This window comes from Sphingomonas sp. Root720 (genome assembly GCF_001428605.1).
Taxonomy (GTDB): Bacteria; Pseudomonadota; Alphaproteobacteria; order Sphingomonadales; family Sphingomonadaceae; genus Rhizorhabdus.
Map to the genome: position 1 here is coordinate 400,242 of NZ_LMID01000013.1, position 17,186 is coordinate 417,427.

Genomic DNA, 17,186 nt, shown 5'->3' on the forward strand with positions numbered 1-17,186 from the left:
GAAGAGGGTTAAACAAAGCATTAACCACCGGACATGCATGCGGGCCTGGGCGATTCGACGCCGGGCGAATCGTACCGCCCGTGGTCGGGCAGCGGAATCAGCGCTGGCGAGCCGCCGACTGTGCGCCGCAGGGACCGATGCGGCGGGCCTCGACGGTATAGTCGAACGGCGCATTGCGCGAGATGCCCTGGGTCTGGATCACCGCCGTGCGCGGCGTTTCCACCCGCACCGTGGTGCGCCCCCACCCGGCGCCCTGGCAGCTGTAATGAACCGTGGAGCTTTTCGGATCATTGGCGATCACGAAGCGCGAGCAGCCGAGCTGCTCATGCTCGACCTGTACCAGGCTGATCGGATCGGCGACGCAGATCTGTCGCGGCGACCGGCCCTTGACGTCGAGCTGCCACAGCCCGGCTTCGAGCTGGTTGAGCGCCGCGAGCGACATCGGCGCGCCGGTTCCGCCCGGCGGCGGCACGGGCTCCGACCTGGCCGCCTGCGCGGCCATGCCCGCCATCAATCCCGCCATCAGCACCGCCCGACCGCCATGCCACACCAAAGCCATCATATGCCTCACGCCCTCTTCAGGCGCCCCCGATCCCCCGATCATCGTCGCCAGACCATCGTCCTTCGACCAACCGTCAATACATCAAGACCGGTGAAACCGCTTCCTGAAGAATGCTGAGTTCCTGTTGCAGAAATGCGGAAATTCCGGCTGATTCGTCGCAGCGGCTCAAATCGAATCGAGCGCCAATGAAAAGCGGCTCGCGCAGAACTCGCAATCGACGTGAATTTCTCCCCGATCGTCGGCCATTTCGGCGCGTTCGTCGGGCGGGAAGCGCAGGATCACCGACCGGATATGGTCGGGATCGCAGCGGCAGCCCCGCGACAGCGCGATACCGGAATAGGTGCGGACCTCGTCCTCGTTGAACAAACGCCACAGGATCGTCTCGAACGGCAGGTCGGGGTCGGCGAGTTCCTCGGACGTCACCGTCTGCGCCAGCGCCTCGACATGTTCCCATTCGGGATGATCGAGCCGGGTATGGATGCGGTCACGCCCCTCCTCGCCTTCGGGCAGGTGCTGGACGAGCAGGCCGCCCGCGACATGGCGGCCGTCGGCCGACCGCCGGCTGGCCAGACGGACGAGGCTGGGCAGCTGCTCGGACTGGCTGAAATAGGCTTCGGCGGCCTCGGCGAGCGAACCGCCCTCGAGCGGCACGATCCCCTGGTAGCGCTCGCCGGTCACCGCCTGGTCGAAGGTGATCGCCAGATAGCCCCGGCCGAACAGCGCGAACAGCGAGGGATCGGTGGGGATTTCGGCCAGCCGTTCCGGGTCGTGGCGGATATAGCCGCGCAGCTCACCGTTCCTGTAGTCGGCGACCAGCAGTTCGATCGCGCCGCCGTCGGCCTGCGCCTGCAGCGTCAGCTGCCCCTCGTCATGCTTCAGGGTCGAACCGAGCAGCGCGGCAAGCACGATCGCCTCCGCCAGCAGCTTCTCCACCGCCGGCGGATAGCCATGGGCGCCGAGCACGGCGTCGAGCACCGGGCCCAACCGGACGAGGCGGCCGCGGGCATGGCGTTCGGGAATGGCGAAGCCCAGCGCGGTGTCGATGATCTGGATGTCGGACGTCACAATCTACCCCATCGTCGCCCCGAACGCGTTTCGGGGCCATGCTTCACGCGCATCGTCCGTGACGACGATGGGTGGATACCGAAACAAGGTCAGCATGACCGGCGGCTATTTCAAGCCTGTCCGTCGGCCTTGGCGGTCAGCCCAGCTTGCCGAGGCACCAGAGCAGTACCGCCTTCTGGGCATGGAGGCGATTTTCCGCCTCGTCCCAGATCAGCGACTGCGGCCCGTCGATGACCGCATCGACCACCTCCTCGCCGCGGTGCGCGGGGAGACAGTGGAGGAAGGCGGCATCGGAAGCGGCCAGCGCCATCTTCGCCGCGTCGACCTGGTACGGCATCATCGCCGCCAGCTTCGCCTCGGCATGGGCCTGGCCCATCGATATCCAGGTGTCGGTGACGACGATGTCGGCGCCGCGCACCGCCTCGACCGGATCGCGCGACAGCAGGATCTCGCCGCCGCGCGCGCGCGCATCGGCCAGCACCGCCGGATCGGGATCATAGCCGTCGGGACAGCCGATTCGCACCGGAAAGCCGAGCAGGCTGCCCGCCTCCACGATCGAATGGAGCACGTTGTTGCCGTCGCCCAGCCACGCCCAGCCGAGCCCGTCCACGCGCCCCTTATGCTCGAGGACCGTCTGCAGGTCGGCCATGATCTGGCACGGATGCGACCGGTCGGTCAGCCCGTTGATCACCGGCACGTCGGCATGCTTCGCGAGGTCGACCGCCTTCTGGTGATCGTCGGTGCGGATCATGATCGCGTCGACATAGCGGCTGAGCACATGCGCGGTATCGGCGATCGTCTCGCCGCGGCCGAGCTGCATGCCGCCCGAATCCATCACGATCGTCGTACCGCCGAGCTGGCGCATCGCCATGTCGAACGACACGCGGGTCCGCGTCGAGTTCTTCTCGAAGATCATCGCCAGCGTATGGCCGGCGAGCGGCGCATCGCGGTCGGGGGTGCCCTTGGGCAGGCCGGCCCTGGCCTTCTTCCGGGAAACCGCTTCGTCGAGCATCAGCCGGATGCCGGCGGCGCCGGCGTCGGCGAGGTCGAGGAACCGCCGGGTCACGCCGAGGGCTCGTACGTCCGCGCCCCCGCCGAGAGCTTCTCGATGCATTCGGCGATATGGCTGTCCTCGATCACCAGCGGGGGCAGGATGCGGACGACATTGTCGCCCGCCGCCACCGTCAGCAGCCCGTGATTGTCGCGCAGATGCGCGACGAAGCCGCGCGCCTCGACCGCGTCCTTCAGCTTGATGCCGATCATCAGGCCCAGGCCGCGCACGCTGTCGAACACGCCGTCATGGTTGGGGATGAGTTGCTCGATCGCCTGGCGCAGGCGGTCGCCGGTCGCCCGGACATTGGCGAGGAATTCGTCGTTGACCGCGACCTTGAAGACCGCCTCGCCCGCCGCCATCGCGAGCGGGTTGCCGCCGTAGGTCGAGCCGTGCGTGCCGACCACCATGCCCTTCGCCGCTTCCTCGGTAGCGAGGCAGGCGCCGAGCGGGAAGCCGCCAGCAATGCCCTTGGCGACCGCCATGATGTCGGGCGTGATGCCGTAATGCTCATGCGCGAAGAAGGCGCCGGTCCGGCAATAGCCGCACTGGACCTCGTCGAGGATCAGCAGCAGGCCCCGCTCGTCGCAGATCTCGCGCAGGCCCCTGAGAAACTCGGGCTTCGACGGGGTCATGCCGCCCTCGCCCTGCACCGGCTCGACCAGGAAGCCCGCCGTGCCGGCGTCGACCGCCGCCCGTGCGGCCTCGAGATCGTTGAACGGCACCACCTCGAAGCCCGGCAGCAGCGGCTCGAAGCCGTCGCGCATCTTGGCCTGGTTGGTCGCCGAGATCGTGCCCAGCGTCCGCCCGTGGAAGGCGTTCGAAAAGCTGATGATCTTGGTCCGCTCGGGATTGCCGTTCACATAATGATAGCGGCGCGCGGTCTTGATCGCGCACTCGACCGCCTCGGCGCCCGAATTGGTGAAGAACACCGTGTCGGCGAAGGTCTTGTCGACCAGCTTCTGCGCGAACGCCTCGCCCTGCGGACTGCCGTAGAGGTTCGAGGTGTGCATCAGCGTCGCCGCCTGGTCGGCGATCGCCTTGACCAGCTCGGGATGGCCGTGACCGAGGATATTGACCGCGATGCCGCTGGCGAAGTCCAGGTAGCGCTCGCCGCGCTCGCCGATGAGATAGCAGCCTTCGCCTCGCACCGGACGCACGCCGCACCGCGGATAAACCGGCATGAGCGGGGTGATGGTCATGGCAAAAACTCCCTTTTCCTCTCGATCGGCCTGAACAAGCTCCGAAACGCAAAAAGGCGGCCCTCCCGGCCGCCTGTCGGAGCGAGCATATAGTCGTGCGGCGTCATGCTCGTCAAACGCTTCGTCGCATCATTGTGGGATGGATCCGCACAATCGGCTAAAAGCCCCGAAAATCCATAGAGAATCATCCATTCGGGGTCGTCGATGCGTCGCCTGTTGGCCTTGTCATTGCTTGCTTCGCCATTGCTTGCTTGGGTCCAGCCGCTCGCGGCGCAGCCCGTCACCCTGTCGCCGGTCTTCGGCACCGAATTGCGCTACGAGCAATATGCCGCCGATCGCCTGCTCGGCGGTGAGGATGCGATCCTCTTCCGCGCGCGGCCCGGCGTCGCGCTATCGTCCGGGCCCTGGTCGTTCGACGCGATCAGCGCCGCCGCGATCGAGGTGCGCCGCGATGCGAGCGGCGCGGCGACGAGGCCCCCGATGCGGCCCGACGCCATCCAGCTCGGCGAACTCAAGCTGCAATATAGCGGACTCCCCCGGACCGCGATCAGCCTCGGGCGGCAGCGTCTCGGCATCGCCGACGTGGCCATCACCGGCGATCGCGACGGCGAGCAGACGTTCGACGCCGCCCGGCTGCGCTGGTCCGGCATGCCGGGTTTCAGCGCCGACCTCGCTTATGCGTGGGCGAGCAGCAGCCTGTGGGCAGCCGATGTCGGGCCCCTGCCCGTCAACGTGCCGGGCGAGAATATCTTCGCGCAGCTGAGCTGGACCAACGGGATCGGCACCCTCAGCGGCTACGCCTATCAGATCGACCAGCGCAATGCCGCCGGCGACGACTTCCGCCTGCTCAACCAGGTCTATGGCGCACGCTTCAGCGGCAGCCGGCGGGTCGGGCAGGACATCAGGCTCGGCTATTCGCTGGGCTATGTCCGCCAGACCGGCGCACTCGCCAACGCGACCGGCGGCGCCCCCACCTATTGGCAAATGGGCAGCGATTTCGACCTGGGCGAACTCGCCTCCACCCGGACCAGCTACCGGCGCTTCGCCGCCAACGGCATCAGCACGCTCAACGGCGACAAGCTGACAGTGGCGACGAGCGCGACGCGCGGCCCCCTGACGATCGGCGCGACCTATAGCGATTTCCGTCCGATCGCCGACACCCGCGCCATCTCCACCCGGGACCTGCGCGTCTCGCTCGGGCTCACCTTCTAGACGGCCGCATCGGCCACCCGCCGGTGCGGCCGGGACGAGCTGCGGATCGCTCGGCAGAAATTGCCCGCGACCGCCCATCCGGAAAATCCAACCGCTCGCATCGACGGACGGAGCCACGGACCGGCCAACGTCGTTGCCCTTCCGCACCTCAACCCGGGAGAGCGATGATGATTCCCGAAGCCGATGACGCACCCGATGCCGCTCATGTCGGCGGATGCCTGTGCGGCGCGATCCGCTACCGGCTGGCGAGCGAGCCGGTCGACCCCGGCTATTGCCATTGCCGCATGTGCCAGCGATTCAGCGGGGCGCCGGTGATGGCCTTCGCCTCGGTGCCGCTGCCCGACTTCCGCATCGAGAAAGGCGATCCGGTTCGCGTCCGGTCGTCCAGCGTCGGTGAACGCTGGTTCTGCGGCGACTGCGGCAGCTCCCTCGCCATGTGGGTCGATCATGCGCCCGACATGCTCGACTTCGCGACGGTGTCGCTCGACGATCCGACCTGGCTGCCACCCGCCTTCCACATCTGGCGCGAAAGCCGGATCGGCTGGTTCGATACGATCGATGCGCTGCCGCGCCATGAACGGGAACGGCCCTAAACCGCGGCGCGCACGTCGGGGATCGCCGGCGACATACGCCCCCTTCCCATCGGCTGAGCGCGTCTGGGACGGCCGACACGCATTTCCGAGGCTGATTTTCTTGCCGCATCGGGCCGTGCCCGCTAAGGGCCGCCGGTCATGCAGTATGTCAGCACCAGGGGCTCGGCCCCGCGCCTCGGATTCGAAGATGTCACGCTCGCGGGCCTCGCGGCGGACGGCGGCCTCTATGTGCCCGAAACATGGCCCAGCTTCTCCACGGCGGAGATCGCGGCGCTGCGCGGCCTGTCCTATGTCGACACCGCCGTCGCGGTGATGAAGCCCTTCGTCGCGGGCGCGCTCGACGATGCCGAGCTCAAGTCGCTGTGCGAGGCCGCCTATGGCCGGTTCGCCCATGCGGCGGTCGTACCGCTCAAGCAGCTCGACCATCGCCAGTGGCTGCTCGAACTGTTCCACGGGCCCACGCTCGCCTTCAAGGATGTCGCGCTCCAGCTGCTCGGCCTGCTGTTCGAACGCTTCCTGGCGAAGCGCGACACCCATCTGACCGTGATCGGCGCGACCAGCGGCGACACGGGCTCCGCGGCGATCGACGCGCTCGCCGGTCGCGCCAAGGTCGACATCTTCATGCTCCATCCCAAGGGCCGCGTGTCCGAGGTGCAGCGCCGCCAGATGACGACCGTTCTGGCTCCCAACGTCCACAATATCGCGATCGAGGGCAGCTTCGACGACGCGCAGGCGCTGGTGAAGGCGATGTTCGCCGATGCGGACTTCGCCGGCCGCTTCAACCTGTCCGCGGTCAATTCGATCAACTGGGCGCGGCTGATGGCCCAGGTGGTCTATTATTTCTACGCCGCCGTCCGGCTCGGCGCGCCCGACCGGCCGGTCGCCTTCTCGGTCCCGACCGGCAATTTCGGCGACGTGTTCGCGGGCTATGTCGCGGCGAAGATGGGGCTGCCCGTCGCCCGGCTCATCGTCGCGACCAACGTCAACGACATCCTCCACCGCGCGCTGTCGGCGGGCGACTATTCGGTCGGCACCGTCACGGCCACCGCCGCCCCGTCGATGGACATCCAGGTCAGCTCCAACTTCGAGCGCCTGCTGTTCGACCTGCACGGCCGCGACGGCACCGCGCTCGCCGCGACGATGAAGGGGTTCGAGTCGAGCAAGCGGCTCGACATCCCCGCCGCGATGCAGGCCGAGGCCGCCGGCCTCCTCGCCAGCGCCCGCATCGACGCCGATCGCATGCAGCTGGCGATGCGCTGGGCGCATGACCGCGCCGCCGAAACGATCGACCCGCACAGCGCGATCGGCCTCGCCGCCGCGCAGGACAGCGACCTCGACCCCTCGATCCCGATCGTCACCCTCGCCACCGCCCACCCCGCCAAATTCGGCGACGCGGTCGAGCGCGCGACCGGCACCCGGCCGATCCTGCCGGCACGGATCGGCGAACTGTTCGAGCGGCAGGAGCGCTATGCGGTGCTCCCGGCCGAGATCGGCGCGATCGAGAATTTCGTCGCCGAGCAGGCCGCGACGGTCGCCTGAACATCATGTCGGGGCCGCATCTCCACCGGCTGGCCAACGGCTTCACCATCGCCGCCGAGCCGATGGCGGGCGTCGAGACGATCGCCGTCGGACTGCATGTCGATTGCGGCGCCCGGCACGAGGACGGTCGCACCAACGGGCTCGCCCATCTGTTCGAGCATATGGTGTTCAAGGGCGCGGGCGGCCGTAGCGCGCGTGCGATCTCCGAAGCTATCGAGAATGTCGGCGGCTATCTCAACGCCTTCACCTCGCGCGACCAGACCGCCTTCCAGGCGCGGCTGCTGGCCGAGCATCTCGATCTCGGCGTCGAGCTGATCGGCGACCTGATCCGCAAGCCCCATTTCGACGGCGACGATCTGGTGCGCGAGAAAGACGTCGTTCTCCAGGAACTGGGCGAGGCGCGCGACCTGCCCGACGACATCATCAACGATCATTTCCATTCGACCGCCTGGCCGGGCCAGGCCTTCGGCCGTCCGGTGCTGGGCGAGGAGGACACGATCGCGGCGATCGGCGTCGATGATCTCCACGCCTGGACGCGCAAGCATTACCGGCCCGAGGGCATGGTGCTGGCGGCGGCGGGCAAGATCGACGTCGACCGGCTGGTCGCGCTGGCCGAGGAACGCTTCGGCGACATGGAACAGGCGCCCCGCCCGGTTCCCGAGCTGGCGGCCTATCGGGGCGGCAGCTTCGTCGAACGGCGCCGGCTCGAATCGGCCCATATCCTGTTCGGCTATGAAGCCGTCAGCTATTTCGACCCGTCTTACTATCCGCTGCTGCTGTTCAGCCAGGCGGCGGGCGAAGGCAGCTCGTCGCGGCTGTTCCAGTCGATCCGCGAGGATCGCGGGCTCGCTTATTCGATCGGCACCTCGGTCGCGGCCTGGCGCGACACCGGCATGCTGACCGTCTACCTCGCGACCGCGCGGCGCGAGGCGCAGAACGCGACCGACCTGTCGCGCGAGCTGCTGCGCGGGGCGACGATCGACCTCACCCCCGTCGAGCTGGCCCGCGCCAAGGCGCAGATCCGCGCGACGATCCTGATGGCGCTCGAATCGGTCCAGAGCCGCTCCGACCGGCTCGGCTTCCAGACCCTGGTCCATGGCGCTCCGATCGACCCCGCGACGATCGTCGCCCGGATCGAAGCCTGCACCCTGGAGGAGGTCCGCGCCGCCGGCGCCCGCCTGCTCGAAGGGCCCGAGACGCTGGCGACGGTGGGGCCCGCGCTCAAGGCGGCGGCGTGACGCCGGCGGCACGCGTCGCCGCCCATCGCGTCATCCCAGCGCAGGTTGGGATCTCGGGCGGCTCCAGCGGCAACCGCATCTCCCCTCCTCGCGAGATGCCGGCCTGCGCTGGCATGACGGGCACTTGGACATGAACCTCACCACCCTCATCACCGAACCGTGGGACGATTACGGCCTCGTCGACTCCGGTCATGGCCGCAAGCTCGAGCGCTACGGCCGCTTCCGCTTCATCCGCCCCGAGCCGCAGGCGATGTGGGCGCCCGCCTCCCCCAATTGGGAAGCCGACGGCGACTTCATCGGCGCCTCGGACGAGGATGGCGGCGGCAAATGGCACCTGTCGCGCGACGTCCCGCGCGGCGGCTGGCACATGCGCTGGGAAGAGGTGCGCTTCATGGCGCAGAACACCCCCTTCCGCCACCTCGCCTTCTTCCCCGACATGGCCCCGCAATGGAGCTGGATGCGCGACCGCACCGGCGAAGGCGACGAGGTGATGAACCTGTTCGGCTACACCGGCGTCGGCACCCTGGCGCTCGCCGCCAAGGGGGCGAAGCTCACCCATGTCGACGCCTCGAAGAAGTCGGTCGATGCCGCCAAGGCCAACGCCTTCCTCAGCGACATGGCCGACCGGCCGATCCGCTGGATGGTCGACGACGCCGCCAAGTTCACCGCGCGCGAGGTGCGCCGCGGCCGCCGCTATGACGGCATCTTCCTCGACCCGCCCAAATTCGGGCGCGGCCCCGATGGCGAAGTCTGGCGGCTGGAGGAGCATCTTCCGGGCCTGATCGCCGATTGCCGCGCGCTGCTCGACGAGAAGTCGAAGTTCCTGGTGCTCACGGTCTACGCGATCCGCATGTCCGCGCTGGCGATCGGCGAGTTGCTGCGACAGGCGATGGCCGATCTCGGCGGCACGGTCGAGGTAGGCGAGATGGCCGTGCGCGAAGAAGCGCGCGGCCTGCTGCTGCCGACCGCGATCTTCGCGCGGTGGCGGCGGGACTGATCGTCCGGCGGTCCGCCGAGGTGGCGGCCGTCGACAAGCGCGACCTGAAGCAGCCTTAAATGCCGATGCGCGCGATACTGACGATCATGGCGGGCCATCCATTACTCCGCAAGACCTTCGATCGCCTCGGCCATGCTGACATCGCGGTGCGACAGCCCGCCGGCATCGTGGGTGGTCAGCAGGATATCCACCCGGTTCCAAACGTTCGACCACTCCGGATGATGGTCGTGCTTCTCGGCATAGAGCGCGACCCGCGTCATGAACGCGAAGGCGGCCGGGAAATCGGGAAAGGTGAAGCTGCGGCTGATCGCATCGCGGGCCTCGTCATAGTCCCAGTCGGGCAGGCCATCGAGCGCGTCGGCGCGCTCCTCGTCGGTCAGGGGCTCGATCGGCATCGCTCTATCCTCGCTGGCGTGTTCCGGTTGCGCGCTTTATGTCGGCCGAAGATGAGCGAAGGTCAAACCCTGGCGCCGGACGCCGACCGGATCGAGGCGATCGCGCGCGCGACGATCGCGAAGCTGCCGCCGGCGTTCGCGCGCCACCTGGGCGACGTCGTCCTCAAGATCGAAGAGTTCGCCGACGACGCGACCCTCGCCGAGATGGGGATCGAAAGCCCGTTCGACCTGACCGGGCTCTACACGGGCCTGCCGGTCGGATCGAAGTCGGTCGACCATTCGGGGACGATGCCCGACATGATCCACCTCTATCGCCGTGCGATCCTCGACGAATGGGTCGAGACCGACGTGACGCTGGAGGCGCTCGTTTCGAATGTCGTCATCCACGAGATCGGCCATCATTTCGGTTTGTCCGACGACGACATGCACGCGCTCGAGGCGATGGTCGGCTGATGGTGGCGCGACTGGCGTTCGACCGGGTCGCCTGCCTGCGCGGCGACCGGCTGCTGTTCGAGGGGATGAGCTTCGCGCTGGACGCGGGGGACGCCGCGCTGCTGACCGGGCCCAACGGCGCGGGCAAGTCGAGCCTGATGCGGATCGCGGCCGGGCTGCTGCCTGCCTCCGCCGGCACGGTCGAGCGCGCCGGCGGCATCGCCTTCGCGGGGGAAGCCGCCGCGCTCGATCCACGCCTGCCGCTCGGCCGGGCGCTCGGCTTCTGGGCGAAGCTCGACGGCGCCTCCCCGGCCGATGTCGATGCGGCGCTCGACCGGATGGCGATCGCCAACCTGGCGCAGGTGCCGGTCCGGATGTTCTCGACCGGGCAGCGCAAGCGCGCCGCGCTCGCCCGCGTCATCGCCGGCCGCGCTGCGATCTGGCTGCTCGACGAGCCCGGCAACGGCCTCGACACCGCGTCGATCGACCGGCTCGCCGCCGCGATGGCCGCGCACCGCGACACGGGCGGGATCGTCGTCGTCGCGACGCACCAGTCGCTGGCCTTGCCCGGGGCGATCGAGATTCCGCTGGGGACGCGGCCATGAGCCCCTGGGGCACGATCATCCTGCGCGACGTGCGCCTCGCCTATCAGGGCGGCGGCGCGCTGCTGCCGCTGATCTTCTTCCTGCTGGTCGCAACGCTCTTCCCCTTCGCGGTCGGGCCCGACGGGCCGCTGCTCGCCAAGGTCGGCGGCGGCGCGCTGTGGATGGCGGCGCTGCTCGCGGCGCTGCTGCCGGTCGACCGGCTGGTGGCGCCCGACGCCGATAGCGGCGTGCTCGACCAATATGCGGTGCGCGGCCTGTCCGACGAGGGGATCGCCGCCGCCAAGATCGCCGCCCACTGGCTGGGCTTCGGCCCGCCGCTGATGATCGCCGCCCTGCCCGCAGCCGCGCTGCTGAAGCTCGACGGCGACATCCTGTTCCGGCTCGAGGCCGGGTTGGCGATCGGCACCCCGGCACTCGCCGCGCTGGGCGTGATGACGAGCGCGCTGACCCTGGGCCTGCGCGGCGCGGGGGCGCTGGCGGGGCTCGTCATGCTGCCCCTCGCGGTGCCGCTGCTGATCTTCGGCGCGGGCGCGCTGGGACAGGACGGCATGGGCGCGATCAAGCTGCTCGGCGCGGCCGCCCTGCTGCTCACCGCCCTCGCCCCCTTCGCGGCGGGTGCCGCGCTCAGGGCGGCGAGGGACTGATGCCCCTCTCCTCCTGCCGCGTCATGCCAGCGCAGGCAGGCATCTCGGGAGGCTCCTGCCGCGACCTGCTCTCCCCTCTCACGAGACCCCAGCCTTCGCTGGGGTGACGGAGAAGTCAGCCGCCTATCCGCCCACCTGCGTCAGCACGAAGGCATAGGCCTCGGCATCCTCGCGCAGCGATTCATAGCGGCCCGACTTGCCGCCATGGCCCGCGCCCATGTTGATCTTGAGCAGCAGCAGATGGTCGTCGGTCTTGGTCGCGCGCAGCCGGGCGGCCCATTTGGCGGGCTCCCAATAGGTCACGCGCGGATCGTTGAGGCCGCCGGTGATCAGCATCGGCGGATAGGGTTGCGCCGCGACATTGTCATAGGGGCTGTAGCTGCGGATCAGCTCGAACGCCGCCTGGTCGGTGATCGGGTTGCCCCATTCGGGCCATTCGCCTGGGGTCAGCGGCAGGCTTTCGTCCTGCATGGTGTTGAGCACGTCGACGAAGGGCACGTCGGCCACCACCGCGCCCCACAGATCGGGATCGGTGTTGGCGACGACGCCCATCAGCTCGCCGCCCGCCGACCCGCCGTTGATCGCGATCCGGCCCGCGCTGGTGAGGCCCGCCGCGATCAGCCCCTTCGCCGCGTCCGAGAAGTCGTGGAAGGTGTTCCAGCGCTGCTCGGCCTTGCCCTGGAGATACCAGTCGTAGCCGAGATCGTCGCCGCCGCGGATATGCGCGATCGCATAGGCCCAGCCGCGATCGACCAGCGACAGCCGCACCGTCGAGAAGCCCGGCGGGATCGCATGGCCATAGGCGCCATAGGCATAGAGGAACAGCTTGCCCGATCCGTCCCGGGGAAAGCCCTTGCGGTAGAGCACCGACACCGGGATCGCCTTGCCGTCGCGGGCCGGCACCATCAGCCGCTCGGTCGCGTAGAGCGACGGGTCGTAGCCCGACGGGATCTCCTGCACCTTGAGCGTCGTCAGCGTCCGCGCGGCGGGATCATAGTCGAACACCGTCTGCGGCGTGACCATCGACGCATAGCCGAGCCGGTAGGCGGGCGGATCATATTCGGGATTGCTGCCGAGCCCCGCCGTGTAGCTCGCCTCGGGAAAGGCGATGCGATGCTCCTGGCCGTCATAGGCGCGCAGCCGGACCTGGTCGAGCCCGTCGACCCGCTCGGTCAGCACCAGATGCCGCGCGAAGCTGGTGAGCCCGCGGATATAGACGCGGTCGGACCCGGCGACGACGGTTTCCCAGGCGCCCGGATCGGCCGGATCGGCGCGCGCCACGCGGAAATTGACATGATCGTCGTTGGTCAGGATCCACAGCGACCCGTGCGCGCTGTCGACCGAATATTCGCGCTTCACCCGGCGCGGGCTGACCAGGATCGGCGAAGCGCCGGGATCGGCCGCGGGAACGAGGCGGACCTCGCTCGTCTGGTTGTCGCCGGTCGCGATGACGATCCACTGGTCGTCATGGGTCTTGCCGACCCCGACGTTGAAGCCGAGTTCCTCGGTCTCCTCGTAGAGCGTCCGGTCGCTGGCGGGATCGGTGCCGAGGATGTGGAGCCGCGCGCGATAGGTGCGCCAATTGTCGTTGACCTCGGTGTAGACGACGCTGCGCGAATCCGCGCCCCAGGCGACCGCGCCGTTGGCGACGGCAGTGACGGTCTCGATATCCTCGCCGGTCCCCAGGTCGCGGATGCGCAGCTCGAAGCGCTCGGCGCCGCTGCGGTCGGCCGACCAGGCGGCGAGCCGGCCGTCGGGGCTGACGCTCAGCACCTGGAGGCGGAAATACTCCACCGACGCCGCCTCGGCGGGCTCGTCCAGGATCACCCTCTCCTCGCCGCCCTCGGCCGGCTTGCGATACCAGAGGCGATATTGGCCGCCGGGCTGGTAGGCCCACCAGTAGAGCCAGTCGCCGTCCTTCTGCGGAACGCTGGCGTCGTCCTCCTTGAGGCGCGCCTTCATCTCGGCGAACAGCGTCTCGACCAGACTTTCGTGCGGCTTCATCGCCGCCTCGAAATAGGCGTTCTCCTCGCGGAGATAGGCGAGCACGTCGGCATCGTCGACGGTCGGATATTTGGGGTCCTTCAGCCAGGACCAGGGATCGTCGATCGCATGGCCGTGGCGGCTATATTGATGCGGGCGGCGGGCCGCGACGGGCGGCGCGGGCAGGTCGTAGGTCATGGAGAGGCCTTTTTGGGGGTCAGGCGGGCATCAGCGCGGCGAGCAGCGCGCGTTCGGCCTCGTGGAGTTGCTGGAGCTCGCCCAGCGCCTCGGCGACGGCTGCCCCGCCGGCCGCATCCCCCGCGGTCACCGCCGCCTCGCGCCGCCGGTCGAGCTCGGCCAGCGCGTCGGCGACGGGCATGCGGGCGACGTCGGCATTGCTATAGGCCTGCTGGCCGGCGACCCAGGCCTCGCTCCCCTCGGGCGCCGAACGGCCGGCCTCGATCGCGGGGCGCGCTTTTTCGAGCGCCGCGCGGAACGCGGCGTCGGCGGTCCGCGCGCCGGCGACGATCTGGGCGATGTCGGCCGACGGCGCGGCGGGTGCGGGCGCCGTCGCCGGCACCGGCGGAACCGCATCCGCCTGCAGCACCTCCCGCTCGATCGGCCGCGGCGCCAGCGACGGATAGCCGGACCGGGTGTCGGCGCAGCCGGAAAGGCCCGCGCAAAGGAGCAGAGCGGCAGGGAAAAGGCGGCTTTTCATGGCCAAGCTCTAGGCGCGCGATAAAATCTGCGCAACGGGCTTGCGCCCGAGCCCCTCCCCGACTAGTTAGCCCCCCACAGCGCGCCCGTAGCTCAGCTGGATAGAGCATCAGACTACGAATCTGAGGGTCGGACGTTCGAATCGTTCCGGGCGCGCCAATTTTTCCATAGTCGAAACTTGATTCCCGAGATTTTCGGGACGGGCGAAATTCGTCCCGCTTTTCCTCGGGTTTGCGTACCAGGGGTTTGGATCTGCGAGCCGGGAGACGTTTCTGACTGACGGATCTGGCCGACAATCGGTCGGAGTCTCATCGGCGAGCGCCTGCTCCGATCGAAGATCAGGCCGCCGGTGCGCCGCCTTTTGTCGACCTCTCTGGCAAGACCGTGGCAAACGCCTCGAAATGGACGGGTCAGGTCAGCTTCGATCTGGATCGATCGCTGACGACTGAGCTCAATCTCATCGCCTATTTCAACGGAAGCTATCGGTCGGCGACGAATCTGCTCACGCCGGGTCGGCCTATGGCCGACAGCCGGGTTACTGGCTGGCCAATGGCGGCTTTGGCGTTCGTTCGGGCGACAATCGCTGGTCGCTGACCGCCTGAGGCAGGAATATCTTCGCTAAGCGCTATTTTTACGGAATTGACGCAGCGACCGCGGCTACGCTCTTCGTCGGCGTTCTGGGCGATCGCCGCAGTTATGGCCTGACGCTCAAAGCGCGCTTCGGCTGAAGCACGACACCTTGGTTCGACCCCGTCAGGCCCGAATACGCCTGCGTCGGCCCCATGCCCGATTTTTAACGCCCAGCGCGAATCTGCCAATCAGCATGACGGGGCGATCTTATTGCAAGACGTTCCGGCCGCGGTATAACTAAGCAGGACATGATCGAGCGATGTGCGGTGATGGCATACCGGATCACGACTTGTACCTCACCCGCGCGACAGCCACAACTATTGCGTCGGGGACGCCGTCCCGACTGTCAAAGGGATGAGGGCAACGCCGCTGGCGCACGGCTATTCCGTTCTTTCAGCGGGCTTTATCAGGACTTAGGCTCGTAGCTCGGTAGCGTCGCTCTCTTCGGCTCCACTAGCGGGCGTTCCCAATCCTCAGGTGGGTTCCAGCGCGACGGCGGTTCCTCGATCCGTGAAAAGAGGTTGTCGCGATACCCCGCATCGGCATTGTAGCGGGTGTAACTTCCCTCCAGCACCAATCGATATTTGTCCTGCGGCTGCGCCACGCGCAGCATGTCGGTGTGCGGCGCGATCCGGCCATAGCGATCGCGCAGATGATCATTGGCGAGCCCAGCATAAAGGTTCAATGGGAAGCGTAAATAGCCCTCGAATACGCCGCTCGGCTCGAGGGTAGATAGTGCCACTCGGCGCCCTTTGGCGATCCTGCCCGCCGCCTCATGCTGGCAGGCCCTGATCTGGTTGGGTTGGCTCTGGCCCCGGCGGCAGGCGCGGATGCTGTCCCAATAGTTTAGGCTCTCGCCCGTACAGGCTGGTACCGTCAGCCCCTTGGGGAACTTGGTCGCGGCGTCCGCACAAACATTGATTAGCCGGAGGAAGATCTTCGGCAGCGCTGAGAGGTCCGCACCCCTAATATCGACGTTCTGGAGGAAGATACCGTCACCTTCGGTCGACGTATCGTTCAAGGTCGCCTCGGCGCGATTGAGGACATCGGCGCACTTCGCTTCTTGCTGTTCGACCCGCGCGGGGCGGGCCGGCCGGGTCGGGGACGCTTGCACCTGCTCGTCATAATCATGCCAGCTGCTATAATAATCCGGGCTCCGCTCGCCGAGCCATCGGTTCGGTCGCCCGACCAAAAGGCATTTCGGATAATTTTCGAGCGCGAAACGCAGTCGCGAGAGACCCGGTGCATGCAGCACCGCGCCCCTAAGGGAACTGTCCTTCGCGCCGAAAAATTCGCCGTGGACCACAAGCGTCGCGCGGTCGAGGATCATATCCTCACCGTAGAAATCGGCATTCTCGACGTTAATTGTCGCGCGCGTGGCCTCGCTCTCGACGAGGACGAGCGCCGGCCGCAGCGGGACCAGCGGATCGCGTTCTTCGATATTCGCGATGCGTAAGTGCTCCTCGAGTGTTTGATAACCGGGCAGCCTTTCCTTCAGCACGGCCGAACGAAGCCGCCGGTTCGACAGCATCGCGCCGCGCAGAAAGACGGCTGAGCGACCAAGGCTCAAGCGGCTCGCGGCCAGCGTCCCGTAGACACATAGCGCCGTTTCGCCGAGCGCCGAATCGGTCCAGACGAGGAAGGAGGTGATCGCGACGATGGCGTGGCCGCAACGCTGTTTGTCAAGATGTGGAATGTCATTCTCGACTCGCCGGAACAGCCCGGCCCGCGGCACGACGAGGCCGCTGTTGTTGAGGAAGGTGAGCCCACCGGGTGGTTGATAGAGCGGCGATATCAAGGTCAGGCCGGTCAGATAGAGATCATTTAGATCGACATCGTCGAGGTTTCGCTGGAGCATCTCAAGCAGTTCCACCGAGGCGCTCTGACCGAGCTCAGCCGGTCTGCCTCGCGTCCGGTCGAGGGTTGCCACCGCCCCCGACGACGCCTGATAGAGTTTCACTGCGCGCTCAAGCCGCCTGTCGTCACTCTCCGTGTACCAAGAATAAATACCGAAGATCGCGGTCGCCGAGGCGACGGTGCCAAACACGATGCTAGTGCGCTCGAAACCCCGCCAGAAACGCCCATGCGGATGATCGTCCGCATGACGCGAAGATAATAACGCGATTAGCCAATTAAACATACGCCGCCCCGGCTCGTCCGATCATCAGTTACCACGCTCGATCGCGCGAAAGGAATAGCGATTCCGAGGGCGTTCTCTTGTCGTGCCTCGCGACTTAGCGCCCGACGATCTTCCCGTTCGCCTCGCACCTATGGCACAACGGTATCGGATCGGCAGCAAGCCCTGGGTCGGCTGCAATCTT

The 17,186-nt window shown here is 67.6% G+C and carries 16 protein-coding genes and 1 tRNA gene; 9 read left to right on the plus strand and 8 right to left on the minus strand.

Features of this window, described 5'->3' with window-relative positions; all coding sequences use genetic code 11:
- Positions 1-97: 97 nt before the first annotated feature.
- The 4 genes from ASE22_RS19425 to ASE22_RS19440 form a co-directional block, all read right to left on the minus strand.
- On the minus strand, positions 98-562 hold the full coding sequence (locus tag ASE22_RS19425) for a DUF3617 domain-containing protein (RefSeq protein ID WP_235536297.1): 465 nt from the start codon (positions 560-562) through the stop codon (positions 98-100).
- A gap of 165 nt (positions 563-727) precedes the next feature.
- Positions 728-1,627, minus strand: coding sequence for an Hsp33 family molecular chaperone HslO (gene hslO, locus ASE22_RS19430; protein WP_056363588.1), 900 nt, complete (start codon positions 1,625-1,627; stop codon positions 728-730).
- A gap of 136 nt (positions 1,628-1,763) precedes the next feature.
- On the minus strand, positions 1,764-2,693 hold the full coding sequence (gene argF, locus ASE22_RS19435) for an ornithine carbamoyltransferase (RefSeq protein WP_056364142.1): 930 nt from the start codon (positions 2,691-2,693) through the stop codon (positions 1,764-1,766).
- Positions 2,690-3,880 (minus strand): aspartate aminotransferase family protein, encoded by a 1,191-nt coding sequence (locus ASE22_RS19440; RefSeq protein WP_056363591.1) that lies wholly within the window; start codon positions 3,878-3,880, stop codon positions 2,690-2,692. The genes argF and ASE22_RS19440 overlap by 4 nt, the downstream gene beginning before the upstream one ends.
- A 243-nt stretch (positions 3,881-4,123) precedes the next feature.
- Here ASE22_RS19440 and ASE22_RS19445 point away from each other — a divergent pair, with 243 nt between their 5' ends.
- The 5 genes from ASE22_RS19445 (at position 4,124) to ASE22_RS19465 (ending at position 9,459) form a co-directional block, all read left to right on the plus strand.
- Positions 4,124-5,092 (plus strand): hypothetical protein, encoded by a 969-nt coding sequence (locus ASE22_RS19445; RefSeq protein ID WP_056363593.1) that lies wholly within the window; start codon positions 4,124-4,126, stop codon positions 5,090-5,092.
- 164 nt (positions 5,093-5,256) lie between these two features.
- Positions 5,257-5,685 (plus strand): GFA family protein, encoded by a 429-nt coding sequence (locus ASE22_RS19450; RefSeq protein WP_235536298.1) that lies wholly within the window; start codon positions 5,257-5,259, stop codon positions 5,683-5,685.
- A 138-nt stretch (positions 5,686-5,823) separates the two neighbouring features.
- Positions 5,824-7,224, plus strand: coding sequence for a threonine synthase (thrC, locus tag ASE22_RS19455; RefSeq protein WP_056363594.1), 1,401 nt, complete (start codon positions 5,824-5,826; stop codon positions 7,222-7,224).
- A 5-nt stretch (positions 7,225-7,229) separates the two neighbouring features.
- Positions 7,230-8,462, plus strand: a complete 1,233-nt coding sequence (locus ASE22_RS19460; RefSeq protein WP_056363596.1) for a M16 family metallopeptidase — start codon at positions 7,230-7,232, stop codon at positions 8,460-8,462.
- A gap of 130 nt (positions 8,463-8,592) precedes the next feature.
- Positions 8,593-9,459, plus strand: a complete 867-nt coding sequence (locus ASE22_RS19465; protein ID WP_056363598.1) for a class I SAM-dependent methyltransferase — start codon at positions 8,593-8,595, stop codon at positions 9,457-9,459.
- Between the two features lie 101 nt (positions 9,460-9,560).
- Here ASE22_RS19465 and ASE22_RS19470 read toward each other — a convergent pair whose 3' ends face one another.
- On the minus strand, positions 9,561-9,854 hold the full coding sequence (locus ASE22_RS19470) for a 4a-hydroxytetrahydrobiopterin dehydratase (RefSeq protein WP_056363600.1): 294 nt from the start codon (positions 9,852-9,854) through the stop codon (positions 9,561-9,563).
- A gap of 51 nt (positions 9,855-9,905) precedes the next feature.
- Here ASE22_RS19470 and ASE22_RS19475 point away from each other — a divergent pair, with 51 nt between their 5' ends.
- Genes ASE22_RS19475 through ASE22_RS19485 form a run of 3 tightly spaced genes read left to right on the plus strand, consistent with a single transcriptional unit; the run spans position 9,906 to position 11,535 of the window.
- On the plus strand, positions 9,906-10,307 hold the full coding sequence (locus ASE22_RS19475; protein ID WP_056363602.1) for a metallopeptidase family protein: 402 nt from the start codon (positions 9,906-9,908) through the stop codon (positions 10,305-10,307).
- The gene (gene ccmA / locus ASE22_RS19480) at positions 10,307-10,891 is read left to right on the plus strand and encodes a heme ABC exporter ATP-binding protein CcmA (RefSeq protein WP_056363604.1); all 585 of its coding nucleotides are present in this window, start codon (positions 10,307-10,309) and stop codon (positions 10,889-10,891) included. The genes ASE22_RS19475 and ccmA overlap by 1 nt, the downstream gene beginning before the upstream one ends.
- Positions 10,888-11,535: a heme exporter protein CcmB gene (locus ASE22_RS19485; RefSeq protein ID WP_056363606.1), complete on the plus strand. Its 648-nt coding sequence runs from the start codon at positions 10,888-10,890 to the stop codon at positions 11,533-11,535. Before ccmA ends, ASE22_RS19485 begins: the two co-directional genes overlap by 4 nt.
- 123 nt (positions 11,536-11,658) lie before the next feature.
- Here ASE22_RS19485 and ASE22_RS19490 read toward each other — a convergent pair whose 3' ends face one another.
- On the minus strand, positions 11,659-13,716 hold the full coding sequence (locus ASE22_RS19490; protein ID WP_056363608.1) for a S9 family peptidase: 2,058 nt from the start codon (positions 13,714-13,716) through the stop codon (positions 11,659-11,661).
- 19 nt (positions 13,717-13,735) lie between these two features.
- The gene (locus ASE22_RS19495) at positions 13,736-14,236 is read right to left on the minus strand and encodes a hypothetical protein (RefSeq protein ID WP_056363610.1); all 501 of its coding nucleotides are present in this window, start codon (positions 14,234-14,236) and stop codon (positions 13,736-13,738) included.
- An 81-nt stretch (positions 14,237-14,317) separates the two neighbouring features.
- On the opposite strand from ASE22_RS19495, the gene ASE22_RS19500 reads away from it, so the two are divergent.
- Positions 14,318-14,394: transfer RNA gene (locus tag ASE22_RS19500), tRNA-Arg, on the plus strand.
- A gap of 877 nt (positions 14,395-15,271) precedes the next feature.
- On the opposite strand, the gene ASE22_RS19510 is transcribed toward ASE22_RS19500, so the two are convergent.
- Complete coding sequence (locus ASE22_RS19510; RefSeq protein ID WP_156397152.1) at positions 15,272-17,005, minus strand: hypothetical protein; 1,734 nt, start codon at positions 17,003-17,005, stop codon at positions 15,272-15,274.
- Positions 17,006-17,186: the final 181 nt, after the last annotated feature.

What these genes read in the sequence shown, in the direction of transcription:
- ASE22_RS19485 (WP_056363606.1), top strand. Translation starts at nt 10,888, where the DNA reads ATGAGCCCCTGGGGCACGATCATCCTGCGCGACGTGCGCCTCGCCTAT.
- thrC (WP_056363594.1), top strand. Translation starts at nt 5,824, where the DNA reads ATGCAGTATGTCAGCACCAGGGGCTCGGCCCCGCGCCTCGGATTCGAA.
- ASE22_RS19490 (WP_056363608.1), bottom strand. Translation starts at nt 13,716, where the DNA reads ATGACCTACGACCTGCCCGCGCCGCCCGTCGCGGCCCGCCGCCCGCAT.
- ASE22_RS19510 (WP_156397152.1), bottom strand. Translation starts at nt 17,005, where the DNA reads ATGTTTAATTGGCTAATCGCGTTATTATCTTCGCGTCATGCGGACGAT.
- ASE22_RS19475 (WP_056363602.1), top strand. Translation starts at nt 9,906, where the DNA reads ATGAGCGAAGGTCAAACCCTGGCGCCGGACGCCGACCGGATCGAGGCG.
- ASE22_RS19495 (WP_056363610.1), bottom strand. Translation starts at nt 14,236, where the DNA reads ATGAAAAGCCGCCTTTTCCCTGCCGCTCTGCTCCTTTGCGCGGGCCTT.
- ASE22_RS19460 (WP_056363596.1), top strand. Translation starts at nt 7,230, where the DNA reads ATGTCGGGGCCGCATCTCCACCGGCTGGCCAACGGCTTCACCATCGCC.
- ASE22_RS19450 (WP_235536298.1), top strand. Translation starts at nt 5,257, where the DNA reads ATGATGATTCCCGAAGCCGATGACGCACCCGATGCCGCTCATGTCGGC.
- ASE22_RS19470 (WP_056363600.1), bottom strand. Translation starts at nt 9,854, where the DNA reads ATGCCGATCGAGCCCCTGACCGACGAGGAGCGCGCCGACGCGCTCGAT.
- ASE22_RS19465 (WP_056363598.1), top strand. Translation starts at nt 8,593, where the DNA reads ATGAACCTCACCACCCTCATCACCGAACCGTGGGACGATTACGGCCTC.
- ccmA (WP_056363604.1), top strand. Translation starts at nt 10,307, where the DNA reads ATGGTGGCGCGACTGGCGTTCGACCGGGTCGCCTGCCTGCGCGGCGAC.
- ASE22_RS19440 (WP_056363591.1), bottom strand. Translation starts at nt 3,880, where the DNA reads ATGACCATCACCCCGCTCATGCCGGTTTATCCGCGGTGCGGCGTGCGT.
- ASE22_RS19425 (WP_235536297.1), bottom strand. Translation starts at nt 562, where the DNA reads ATGATGGCTTTGGTGTGGCATGGCGGTCGGGCGGTGCTGATGGCGGGA.